The sequence below is a fragment of the Candidatus Curculioniphilus buchneri endosymbiont of Curculio glandium genome, from assembly GCF_964275155.1.
GTDB classification, from domain to species: domain Bacteria; phylum Pseudomonadota; class Gammaproteobacteria; order Enterobacterales; family Enterobacteriaceae; genus Curculioniphilus; species Curculioniphilus buchneri.
On the sequence record NZ_OZ193413.1, the window covers coordinates 1,018,254 to 1,031,245 of the forward strand.

A 12,992-nucleotide genomic window follows, 5' to 3' on the forward strand; every position below is an offset into this window, starting at 1 on the left:
TAAAACACGCTGATTTTTATTTTTTTGATTCATCAGCCATCTCTTCTTAATATTGTTAAGAATAATTAGTAAATAAAATATTTAGAGATCAACAAATGATCAAACAGCGGACATTAAAACGTATGATACAAGTTACTGGTGTAGGACTACATACTGGAAAAAACATCATTTTAACATTACGTCCAGCACCGGCAAACAGTGGGATCATTTATCGTAGAACTGATTTAAATCCTCCAGTAAATTTTATTGTAAATGCTAGCTTAGTACGTGATACCAAACTATGTACTTGTTTAATTAATGAATATGATGTTCGCATTTCTACTGTTGAGCATTTAAATGCAGCATTAGCAGGATTAGGTATCGACAATATTTTTATTGAAGTTAATGCGCCTGAAATTCCCATTATGGATGGTAGTGCCAGCCCTTTTATCTATCTGCTATTGGATGCTGGTATTAAGGAACTTAATAGTACCAAAAAGTTTTTACGTCTTAAACAAGTAGTACGAATTGATGATGGTGATAAATGGGCTGAATTAGCACCATTTCATGGTTTTACGCTTGATTTTACTATTGATTTTCAACATCCTGCGATTAATTCAGGATGCTTTCAACGTTATGTCTTAAACTTTTCGTCTGAATCATTTGTTCGTCAAATTAGTCGAGCACGTACTTTTGGATTTATGAGTGATATAGAAAATTTGAAATCTCGAGGGCTTGCTCTCGGCGGTAGTTTTGATTGTGCCATTGTAGTTGATGAATATCGAGTATTAAATAAAGATGGTCTTCGATTTAGAGATGAGTTCGTTCGTCATAAATTACTTGATGCCATTGGAGATTTATTTATGTGTGGATACAATATTATCGGTGCATTTACAGCCTTTAAATCTGGGCATGCTATGAATAATAAGTTATTAAAAAAACTTCTTGTTCGTCAGGACGCTTGGGAATTGATAACTTTTGAAAATGAGGAAAAATTGCCATTAACATTTAAAGAACCAACATTTGTAATGGCCTAAAATATCTATCTAAGAATTAATAAAAATCTCTTATTTTTCTTATATTTTTCTTATTTCATAAACAATGAAGATTGTCTTTACTTTTAATAAATAGTAGATCTAAAGTTTTTTTCTACTAATTTTGCTAGTCGTTCTAGTGCATTCTTTAATGTTCCTTCGCTGTGTATTGCCATATGGCGAATACATTCTGCACTTTGTATACTTAAGGTTTTTGGCTTCTCTAAAATAGAATGGTACGGTTTAGCATCTTCATTTTTTTTAAAATTTACATTTTCTTTTATCGCTAGGAGGGGATTAATCTTGATATTTATTGATGATAGTGATGGTAAAATTTGTAAACGTAATACGGATAATAAATGAGTTTGCTCATAACGTAATCGCATCTTCCAAGTAGCATTGGCTGTTTCTAATATCATAATGCCTTTTCGTAAGTTAACAACTCGACACCAGGGTCGAAGAGGGCCTGGTAGCAGTGCGGTTACTGCTTTATTAAGTTTTAACAGCATTATAGTTCGTCTTTGAATTTTTTCTAAAGATATCTGACCTATGCTAACAGGATTATTTAATAGAATATTGATTGAATATGGGTGACTATTTCGCATAAAAATTTTTAATAAAAAGATTTCAGATGTTGTTACAATATGGATACATTACATTACTAGTATAATGTTAACAAAAATTATTAGAAATTCATATTTTTTATTAAATGTGATACTAGCATATTTTTAGACCATGATTTTTTTGATGAATTAATATAGCTCAAAAAAAGTTTGATGTCTCATTTTATCGTTTATTTTTACTAGTTGCTATAATATTTCATACAACAGATATCATTCGATTTCTACCTATTACCCTAAATACTAATCGTAATTTTAATTTAAATCTGTTATTAAATCATGAAGCGAAAAAATCAACATATTGATATCAGCTGACATATTATTTTGTGAATAACTTCCAGTAACATGTTGTTTTGCATGGTTTGTTAAAAATGCTGTAATATTTTTGAATACTACTTTTGACCTCTATAGAATAAGGTCATAATAGAGATATAATTGACTATGTTATTAAAACTACTTACCAAAATTTTTGGAAGCCGTAACGATCGTACTTTACGACATATGAGTAAAATTGTACATATTATTAATCAGATGGAATGTGAAATAGAACAATTAAGCAATGAGCAGCTTGCAGCTAAAACTGTCGAATTCCGTAACCGTATCAAGAATGGTTCTTCTGTTAATAGTCTTTTGCCGGAAGCATTTTCTGTTGTGCGTGAGGCAAGTAAGCGAGTGTTTGGTATGCGTCATTTTGACGTTCAACTTTTAGGTGGTATAGTGCTTAATGAACGTTGTATTGCTGAAATGCGTACCGGTGAAGGAAAAACCTTAACAGCGACATTACCGGCTTATTTGAATGCTTTAAGCGGAAAAGGTGTACATATAATTACAGTAAATGATTACTTAGCACAGCGCGATGCAGAAAATAATCGTCCATTGTTTGAATTTCTTGGATTAACTGTTTCTATTAATCGTTCGGGGATGCCTGTTTCTGAAAAACGTGCTGCTTATGCTGCTGATATTACTTACGGTACGAATAATGAATATGGCTTTGATTATCTTCGTGATAATATGGTGCTTAACCCGAAAGAGCGTGTGCAGCGTGATCTCCATTATGCCTTGCTAGATGAAGTTGATTCCATTCTGATAGATGAAGCACGTACTCCATTAATTATTTCTGGTCCTGCAGAAGATAGTTCAGAAATATATCGTCAAATTAATACATTAATTCCATGTTTAGTACGACAGGAAAAAGAAGATTCAGAAAGTTTTCAAGGAAAAGGTCATTTTTATGTAGATGAAAAATTAAGACAGATATATTTAACTGAACGCGGTCTTATTTTAGTTGAAGAGTTGTTAGTAAAAGCTTCTATTATGGAGAAAGTTGATTCGCTTTACTTACCGGCCAATATTATTTTAGTACATTATTTTACTGCTGCTCTTCGTGCTCATGTGTTATTTATCCGAGATGTAGATTATATTGTTAAAGATGGTGCAGTCATCATAGTAGATGAACATACTGGGCGTACTATGCCAGGTCGACGTTGGTCTGATGGACTGCACCAGGCAGTAGAAGCTAAAGAAAACGTAGCTATTCAGAATGAAAATCAAACCCTAGCTTCGATTACATTTCAAAATTATTTTCGTTTGTACGAAAAACTTGCAGGAATGACTGGGACTGCAGATACTGAAGCTTGTGAATTTAGATCTATTTATAATTTAGATACTATAGTACTTCCAACTAATCGTCCAATGATTCGTAAAGATTTTCCTGATTTAGTTTATATGACTGAAAAAGAAAAAATAGAGGCTATTATCGAAGATATAAAATCGCGTGCTGCTCTTGGCCAACCTGTCTTAGTTGGTACAATCTCTATTGAGAAATCTGAATTACTTTCCAATCGATTAAATAAAGAAGGTATATCACATAAGGTACTTAACGCTAAATTTCACGCTATGGAAGCAGACATTATTGCTCAAGCGGGGCAGCCAGGAGCCGTAACTATTGCTACCAATATGGCTGGTAGAGGTACTGATATTGTTTTAGGTGGTAGTTTACAAGCGAAAATTACAGCGCTTGGAGTATCTGATAAGAAAAAAATCACAGCTATTAAATGTGCTTGGCAGAAAAATCATAATAACGTTTTATCTGCTGGTGGATTGCATATTATTGGAACTGAACGACATGAATCACGTCGTATAGATAATCAGTTACGTGGTCGTTCTGGTCGTCAAGGAGATGCTGGGTCTTCTCGTTTTTATTTATCACTGGAAGATTCTTTGATGCGTATTTTTGCTTCAGATCGTGTTTCTGGTATGATGCGAAAACTAGGTATGAAGTTAGGTGAAGCAATTGAACACCCATGGATTACTAAGATGATTGCTCATGCTCAGAGCAAAGTAGAAAATCATAATTTTAATATCCGTAAGCAATTGCTTGAGTATGATGATGTAGCTAATGAGCAGCGCCGTGCCATTTATGCTCAACGAAATGAGCTGCTTAATGTAGAGGATATTAGTGAAACGATTAAGAGAATTCGAGACGATGTATTAAAAACAATTTTAGATACTTATATTCCATCGCAGTCTTTGAAAGAAATGTGGCATATATCAGACTTAGAACAGTGTCTTAAAAACGATTTTAATTTAGATATACCCATCACAGAATGGGTAGTTGAAAGTGTAGAACTGCATGCAGAGATATTGCGTCAACGTATATTAGAATGGAATGTAAAGGAGTATCAACGCAAAGAAAATATTCTTGGAACCAAAATAATAAGAAACTTTGAAAAGAGCATTATGTTAAACACTCTTGATTCATTGTGGAAAGAACATCTAGCAGCAATGGATTATTTACGCCAAGGAATTCATTTGCGTGGTTATGCGCAAAAAGATCCAAAACAAGAATATAAACGTGAATCATTTTTACTGTTTACAGCTATGTTAGAATCTTTGAAATATGAAGTAAGCCGAGTCTTAGGAAAAATACAAGTACGTATGTCAGTAGAAGAAACTGATATCATAAAAGGAGTAGTAGATCAATATAACGGTCACGAAATAGCACAAAGACAGTCATTATCTAAATTAAAAAAGTTTAGCCATTATACATGGGAGTCAGATCATGTAATGATATCAGAAAGCATAAATACAAAATATAGAAATAAAAAAATTAGACGTAACGACATTTGTCCATGTGGATCAAGAAAAAAATTTAAGTATTGTCATGGACAATTGAAATAATACAATTTTGATTGAGCATTCACTATATTGTAGTCAACACTTTAAGATGTTTAAAATTTAAGATGTGATGTTAAGATGTTTAAAATTTAAGATGTTTAAAATATCATAACTTTTATACATAATGTGGTGCCGACAGTAGGAGTCGAACCTACGACTTTCGCATTACGAATGCGACGCTCTTACCGACTGAGCTATATCGGCATTTCAAACAGTAGCTAATTTTAAAAATATAATATTATAAATCTTGTTTTGTATTGTGCTATAAGATACAAGACTGGATAGAATTAATAAAAATGTCAAATACTAAAAGTAAAGTAATGTTTCACAGTGTTGAAAATGCTATTTTATCATAAACTAATGATATTAATCACAAGTTAACTTATGATATACTTTTTTGTCTTTTTTATAAATTTAATTTATAAAATGACCTTCTCAGATTAATAATAACAGTCATTTTTCCACTAAAGGTGGAACGAATACCATGCCCATATCCCAAGGCTGTTCTATCCAGGTATCTTGTAAAATATCAATAACATAATCGTCAACAAGAGGACGACCTGCCGGTTTAGCAAAAATAGTGACAAAATAGGCTTTAGGATACATCTTTCTAATAGCTTTGGCAGTATCGCCTGTATCTACTAAATCATCTATTATAATGCATCCTTCTCCATCTCCTGCTGCATGTTTTAGCACATTTAAATTACGTTGATTATCATGGTCATAACTAGCAATGCAAACAGTATCTACATGACGAATTCCAAGTTCACGAGCTAATAAAGAGCCCGGTACTAAACCACCGCGACTAACTGTAATAATTCCTGTCCATTGTTTAGTAGGAAGGAGACGCTGAGCCATAGTACGTGTATAGATTTGTAACATATCCCAAGTAATGACGTATTTTTTGGTCATAATTCATTCTCAGTCGGCTCCAAGTTAGATTAAAATTATTAGAATATTGAAAAAATGTACATGTATATCATAAGTATGTAATTAATATGTTCTATTAAAGTATCAATATCTAGCACAATGCTAAATTACTAATGATTGACATCATAATATTAATAATAATATATCTTAAATATTATATTGCTGAATTAAAATGATATTTACTTCATTATTGTAAAGTAAATTTTAATACATAATGGTAAAGAATTTTTCTGAATCTAGCCATGATGTTGGAAAAATTATTAACTATTGTTAATAATCTATTATAGGATATGTATAAATATATATCATATTAAAATTAAGTATGAAAATTTTTAATAAAAATATTATATATTCTTCTACTAATTATTAATAAGTTAACTTGTATAATGGACAAATTAAGAAATATAATTAATTAATTTATCTTTTAGTCAAGACGATTTAATATGATACCTTTAAGTATTTTCAAATATTGCATGCCACTTATTATATTTATAAATATCATGTGATGTTTATTTATTTGATATTTTTTAATAAAATTAATGTTTCAACTATTATGTTTAGAATGATAATATAAAATGTTATAAACTTAGATTAATCATACTATTTTTATACATATATTTTATATCTTTTATTTTTTATAATTTTATAAGTTTTATTTCTAACGATTCTAAATTGATAATTGATATATGTTGCATTTTACTATGTTTATTTTAAATAAAGTCATTGACTATATCAACCATGGTAATCGCATATAGTTCTTTAAATTGATAAAATTTATTTCGAATATTATTCGATTTATTTAATAATGTTGAAGTTTTTTTATAAAAACATTACAATCGGTAATTCATAATTAATATTAACCGAATATAACAAAATACGTATATGACGCATATATTTTTACTAAAAACGTTAAATATTTTATATTCTACTAATAATATCTATATCTATTAAAATCATTTATTGTTTATGGATGTCTCATTAAATTTTCAGATATCAATACAAAAAGTTTATATTTTCATACATATATATCCACATATATCAAATTTTGAATAGTGACTATCTGTGATCGAAACAATCTTAAAATACAGAAATTATCATAATATCTATTATATCATATATTATAAGTTTGCATTTAATATAATATACATTTAAAACATGTAATATTTAACACTTAAATAAAATTTAACTGAAAATCAGCACATCCTTAATTAAAGGATGTTACAGTTATTAAAAATCAATTTTATTAATATTAAATATTTTTATTTAGCAAGTATTATACGATATTGTAAAAAACATAAAGCTCTTTCCTTGAATAAATATCCTATACAACTATACAACATGATGCAATATCATCTGAGTATTAGATATAGTACATTGAAAAATATTTGATTTATTCACTAAATAACCTGAAATAAACTCTGTGATAAACATTTCAATACCACCCTATAAACTATAAGTAAAAATAAAAAATTAAATTTATTAGTTTACTGACATACTTTTTCTCTAATTAACAGCAATCTACATACTAAATGGAGCATGGTGTAAAACCATATTTAAAACATCATCAATTTTTTGCACTGGGTAAATTTGCAAATCATTAATTATGTTAGCCGGTACATCTTCAAGATCTCTTTTATTTTCGTAGGGAATTAATACAATTTTAATACCGCCTCGATGTGCCGCTAATAACTTTTCTTTTAAACCACCAATAGATAATACTTGACCTCGAAGAGTAATTTCTCCAGTCATCGCCACATTAGCTTTTACTGGATTGCCTGTGAGACAGGATACAAGCGCAGTGCACATGGCTATACCAGCACTTGGACCATCTTTAGGAGTAGCACCCTCAGGTACATGTACATGAATATCTTTTTTTTCATAAAAATCAGGATTAATGTTCAGTATATCTGCCCGTGCACGTACTACAGTTAATGCTGCTTGTATAGATTCTTGCATCACTTCACCCAGAGAACCAGTATAGATTAATTTACCTTTTCCAGGTACGCAAGCAGTTTCAATAGTAAGCAAATCACCCCCAACTTCAGTCCAAGCTAAGCCAGTAACCTGGCCAATACGATTTTCTTCTTCTGCACGTCCATAATCAAATCGTTGTACACCTAAAAAACTTTTTATATTATCAGAATCAACATCGATGTTTTTAGTACTTTTATGCATCAGAAGAATCTTGACTGCTTTACGACACAATTTTGCAATTTCACGTTCTAAATTACGCACTCCAGCTTCTCGAGTATAATAACGAATTATATTTACTAATGCACTATCTTTGATTCTGAGTTCACCTTTTTTTAAGGCATTGCGTTCTAGTTGTTTAGGCAACAGATGCTTACAAGCAATGTTTAGTTTTTCATCTTCTGTATATCCTGACAAACGAACTACTTCCATGCGATCTAAAAGAGGAGCTGGAATATTCATTGAATTAGAAGTTGCAACGAACATAACGTCAGAAAGATCATAATCTACTTCTAAATAATGATCATTGAATGCTATATTTTGTTCTGGATCAAGAACTTCTAGTAATGCAGATGCTGGATCGCCGCGCATGTCTAATGACATTTTATCGATTTCATCTAATAGAAAAAGTGGATTTTTTACTCCTACTTTAGACATCTTCTGAATTAATTTACCTGGCATGGATCCAATATAAGTACGTCGATGACCGCGAATTTCAGCTTCATCTCGCATACCTCCAAGGGCCATACGTACATATTGTCGTCCAGTAGCTTTAGCGATGGATTGTCCTAGTGAAGTTTTTCCTACACCTGGCGGCCCTACTAAACATAAAATTGGTCCTTTTATTTTCTTGACCCGACTTTGTACTGCTAAATATTCTAAAATGAGATCTTTAACGTGTTTTAGACCGTAGTGATCTCTATCAAGAATTTCTTGTGCCATAAGTAAATTTTTTTTTACTTTTGTACGTAAATACCAAGGTACAGACAACATCCAATCAATATAGCTTCGTACAACGGTTGCTTCAGCAGACATCGGTGACATCATCTTGAGCTTATGCAACTCTGTTTCAGTTTTTTCCTTAGCTTCCTTTGGCATTTTTGCTGCATCTATTTTACGTTTTAATATCTCATTTTCGTCCGGCGTATCATCCATTTCGCCTAATTCTTTTTGAATTGCTTTCATCTGTTCATTCAGATAATACTCACGCTGACTTTTTTCCATCTGCTTTTTAACACGATTACGGATTCGTTTTTCTACTTGTAGCATATCAATTTCCGACTCCATCATACCCATGAGATATTCTAAACGTTCAGTTACATCAGACATTTCTAGGATAGACTGTTTATCAGTCAATCTTAAAGGCATATGAGCTGCAATAGTATCTGCTAAACGTGCAGCATCATCTATACTATGTAGAGAAGTAAGCACTTCAGGCGGAATTTTCTTATTGAGTTTAATATAACCTTCAAATTGATTAATTGAAGTACGTACCAGTGCTTCTTGTTCACGTTCATCTAATTCCTGTGTATTAAAGTATCCTACTTCAGCAGTAAAGTAATTACTATCATCTGTTAATTCAACAATACAAGCACGGGTCAATCCTTCTACTAATACTTTTACTGTACCATCGGGTAATTTTAACATTTGTAGAATAGACGATACTGTACCAATTGAAAAAAGATCATGGGTACCTGGTTCATCGGTTGAAGCTTCTTTTTGGGCTACTAACATGATTTTTTTATCGCTATTCATAGCTGCTTCAAGACAACGGATTGATTTTTCTCGACCAACAAATAAAGGGATAACCATATGCGGATACACTACTACATCACGCAAAGGCAATACAGGGATTTGTATACGTTCGGAATGCTCAGCATTCATAGAACTCTCTCTTAATTTAGCTACCGCTAGGTTTGTGGGATGTGCAAAAACTCGGTATTTATCAATTTCAATAATCAGATATTTGAGTATATGGGGTCAAATAGCTTACATTCAACGGGAATTAGCAATGAAACACTAGCAATTAAAATCCTTATTTTCCATATGATAAGATTTTGAACATACTAACGAATTACGTTTTATTTCCTAGAGGCATGCTGATTTTCACATTGACCTTGGTAAATCATCAATGGCTTTGATTGACCCATGATAACTGCTTCGTCTATCACCACTTTTTCAACACCTTCTTGAGAAGGTAATTCGTACATAGTTTCCAGCAATATATTTTCCATGATCGAACGTAGGCCACGAGCACCAGTTTTACGCGCAATAGCTTTCTTCGCAATTTCTGATAGCGCTTTATCATGGAACTCTAACCTGACGCTATCTAAGTTGAAAAGCGCTTGATATTGTTTTATTAATGCATTTTTAGGTTTTATAAGAATTTGAACTAGTGCTGCTTCATTCAGTTCATCTAAAATTGCCACAATGGGCATACGTCCAATAAACTCGGGAATTAAACCAAATTTAATTAAATCTTCCGGTTCTACTTGTAGTAACAACTTACCTTCAGTGTTTTGTTTTGATACATTTTTTATCTTAGCATTAAATCCGATACTACAGTTAATCATAATACGTTTCTCAATGACTTTGTCCAGTCCAGAAAAAGCACCTCCACAAATAAACAGAATATTTGATGTATCTACCTGTAAAAATTCTTGTTGAGGATGTTTACGTCCACCTTGTGGTGGTACTGACGCTATGGTACCCTCAATAAGTTTCAACAATGCCTGTTGCACTCCTTCGCCAGATACATCACGTGTAATCGAAGGATTATCTGATTTACGAGAGATTTTATCTATTTCATCAATATATACGATACCACGCTGTGCTTTTTGTACATCGTAATCACATTTTTGTAATAGTTTTTGAATTATGTTTTCTACATCTTCACCTACATATCCAGCTTCCGTGAGAGTAGTAGCATCGGACATAGCGAAAGGCACATCTAAAAATCGAGCTAGCGTTTCTGCTAGCAAAGTTTTACCACTACCTGTCGGTCCAATTAATAAAATATTACTTTTACTAAGTTCAATGCTATTATCGCGTTGACATAGACGTTTATGATGATTATATACTGCTACTGCTAGAATTTTTTTAGCTTGTGCCTGACCAATGACATAGTCATCCAGATTCTTACGGATTTCATTCGGTGTTGGTATTGTACTACATTTTCGATGTGGAGAAATTGTGTTATTTATCTCTTCTCGAATAATATGATTGCATAAATCGACACATTCATTACAAATATATATTGACGGCCCAGCAATTAATTTCTGTATTTCATGTTGGTTTTTACCGCAAAAGGAACAACACAGAAGCTGTTCTGAACCATCATTTTGTTTATCCATTTTATCAGTCAACCTTTTATTTCATTTTGAATACAGACATAACATTAGAATAGAGTAATGATGAATATTGATAATCAAATCTAGAGTACATGCATGAGTATGTCTGGATGGTATATTTATATTCGTCACGATTAATACTATTTATAATACATAACGTTATATGTATTATGTGCGTTGGCTTAATATAGAATCTACTAAGTGATAATTTACAGCTTCTTCTGCAGAAAGAAACCGATCTCGTTCAGTATCTTTTTCAATTAATGCAATAGGTTGTTCGGTATGTTTCGCAATTAATTTATTCATCCTAGCTTTGGTTGCTAAAATTTCTTTAGCATGAATTTCAATATCAGTAGCTTGTCCTTGAATACCACCCAATGGCTGATGAATCATTACTCTTGAATTAGGTAAACAAAAGCGTTTTCCTTTAGCTCCAGCTGTCAGCAACACAGCTCCCATAGAAGCAGCTTGTCCCATACAAAATGTACTGACATCTGGTTTAATGAATTGCATAGTGTCATAAATGGACATTCCAGCAGTAATAACACCTCCTGGAGAATTAATATATAGATAGATATCTTTCTCCATATTTTCCGATTCTAGAAACATCATTTGTGCAATCACTACATGTGCCATATAATCTTCGATTTGACCGGTTATAAAGATGATGCGTTCTTTTAATAGACGAGAAAAAATATCATATGCGCGTTCCCCCCGTAAAGTTTGTTCTATTACCATTGGTACAAGGGTCATATGATATGCAGAGTCATCTTGTTTATTACTGTATGTCATTATATTTTCCTTGCAATCAAATGTGATGCAATATTTAAGTGTTCATGTTGTGTATAAGATAAATGCGCGATATATACGTCAAGTATAATAATATTAAGCTTATTAACTAATTTAGGATTAGTGATTAATGATTCTTAATCAAAATAATTTTTGAATTATTTTTAAAACAACTTTAAAATGCTTTGAAATTGATGCAATGGGTATTATTTTTATCCATCTATCATACTATATTGAGAATATGTAATGGTAAAAATACTTCACTGAGTGATCATAAAAAGAAAAATAATAGCATGAGACATAGTATGTGACTGCAATGATATCTATTTAATCACGGACAAATTATATTAATTGAAAAATAAAAGTATACTTTATTATTTTTGTGTATACATGATCTTCATATGAAGTTTTTGTTCCGTATTACTGACGTGCTTATAATCAATGAAGATTAATTGAGTTCATTATAATTAGTTATCAAAGATTCATACCATATTATAAAATAAATAGGATTTTTGTATATATAGAAAGCAAATATTACTAATTAACGATTAAATCGTATCAATAAAAATTATAATTGTACATTATATGATTGGTTGCTGATGTCATATTAACTCAATGGATTTTTTGATTTTTTTATTATATGAACCTTGAGAAGTAAGGCGTCCATTGCTTACTCTTCTAGAATTATTTTCGTATATTGTTCATTAATTTGTCATTTTTACTATAGTATTCGATTACTTTTTTTGGATTCTTATCCGACAAAAGAAATCTCTTTAACCATAGTACTAACATGAGTTTCATCCGATTTTAATTTATATTTTTGGATTACTGCATCTAAAACAATGCAATTTTAACACGACGTTTAGCTTTTTCTTCAAATAGTTTACTTGATAATTCCACAGTTGTTCTTTTACTATTATTAAATTATTAAACTGTTGTGTTTCACTTGTTTTGAGTATATTAATTTCGTTATTAATTAAAGATGTTGGTACAGAAATTTCATTATTGTTTAGCAATGCATCGAAAATTTGATTTTTAACCTTGGTGCATATAATATCTTCCAATTCGCGTTCCGTATTTTTACGAATGTTCCTACGTAAGTGTGTAATAGATCCATTGACGATACTTAAAACGTTTGATAT

Annotated in this window: 8 protein-coding genes, 1 tRNA gene and 1 pseudogene; 3 read left to right on the forward strand and 7 right to left on the reverse strand. The window is 31.3% G+C overall.

The window, feature by feature from the left end; translation table 11 throughout:
* Positions 1 to 95 precede the first annotated feature (95 nt).
* The gene (gene lpxC / locus ACICP0_RS03100; RefSeq protein ID WP_395479871.1) at positions 96 to 1,016 is read left to right on the forward strand and encodes a UDP-3-O-acyl-N-acetylglucosamine deacetylase; all 921 of its coding nucleotides are present in this window, start codon (positions 96 to 98) and stop codon (positions 1,014 to 1,016) included.
* 83 nt (positions 1,017 to 1,099) lie between these two features.
* On the opposite strand, the gene ACICP0_RS03105 is transcribed toward lpxC, so the two are convergent.
* A complete protein-coding gene (locus ACICP0_RS03105; RefSeq protein WP_395479872.1) occupies positions 1,100 to 1,618 on the reverse strand; it encodes a DUF721 domain-containing protein in 519 nt (172 codons plus the stop codon).
* 456 nt (positions 1,619 to 2,074) lie between these two features.
* Here ACICP0_RS03105 and secA point away from each other — a divergent pair.
* Together secA and ACICP0_RS03115 are read left to right on the forward strand one after the other, a co-directional pair.
* Positions 2,075 to 4,582 (forward strand): annotated as a pseudogene (secA, locus tag ACICP0_RS03110) (preprotein translocase subunit SecA); the annotation flags it as partial.
* A 117-nt stretch (positions 4,583 to 4,699) separates the two neighbouring features.
* Positions 4,700 to 4,813, forward strand: a complete 114-nt coding sequence (locus ACICP0_RS03115) for an SEC-C metal-binding domain-containing protein (RefSeq protein WP_395480263.1) — start codon at positions 4,700 to 4,702, stop codon at positions 4,811 to 4,813.
* 124 nt (positions 4,814 to 4,937) lie between these two features.
* On the opposite strand, the gene ACICP0_RS03120 is transcribed toward ACICP0_RS03115, so the two are convergent.
* From ACICP0_RS03120 to ACICP0_RS03145, 6 genes are all read right to left on the reverse strand, one after another.
* Positions 4,938 to 5,014, reverse strand: a tRNA-Thr gene (locus tag ACICP0_RS03120).
* A 249-nt stretch (positions 5,015 to 5,263) separates the two neighbouring features.
* The gene (gene gpt, locus ACICP0_RS03125; protein WP_395479873.1) at positions 5,264 to 5,722 is read right to left on the reverse strand and encodes a xanthine phosphoribosyltransferase; all 459 of its coding nucleotides are present in this window, start codon (positions 5,720 to 5,722) and stop codon (positions 5,264 to 5,266) included.
* Between the two features lie 1,536 nt (positions 5,723 to 7,258).
* Entirely contained in the window at positions 7,259 to 9,595 is a 2,337-nt protein-coding gene (gene lon, locus ACICP0_RS03130) for an endopeptidase La (protein WP_395479874.1), read from the reverse strand.
* Positions 9,596 to 9,792: 197 nt separating this feature from the next.
* Positions 9,793 to 11,064, reverse strand: a complete 1,272-nt coding sequence (clpX, locus tag ACICP0_RS03135; RefSeq protein ID WP_395479875.1) for an ATP-dependent Clp protease ATP-binding subunit ClpX — start codon at positions 11,062 to 11,064, stop codon at positions 9,793 to 9,795.
* A gap of 165 nt (positions 11,065 to 11,229) precedes the next feature.
* Positions 11,230 to 11,853, reverse strand: coding sequence for an ATP-dependent Clp endopeptidase proteolytic subunit ClpP (gene clpP / locus ACICP0_RS03140; RefSeq protein WP_395479876.1), 624 nt, complete (start codon positions 11,851 to 11,853; stop codon positions 11,230 to 11,232).
* A gap of 809 nt (positions 11,854 to 12,662) precedes the next feature.
* The gene (locus tag ACICP0_RS03145; RefSeq protein WP_395479877.1) at positions 12,663 to 12,914 is read right to left on the reverse strand and encodes a hypothetical protein; all 252 of its coding nucleotides are present in this window, start codon (positions 12,912 to 12,914) and stop codon (positions 12,663 to 12,665) included.
* Positions 12,915 to 12,992 lie beyond the last annotated feature (78 nt).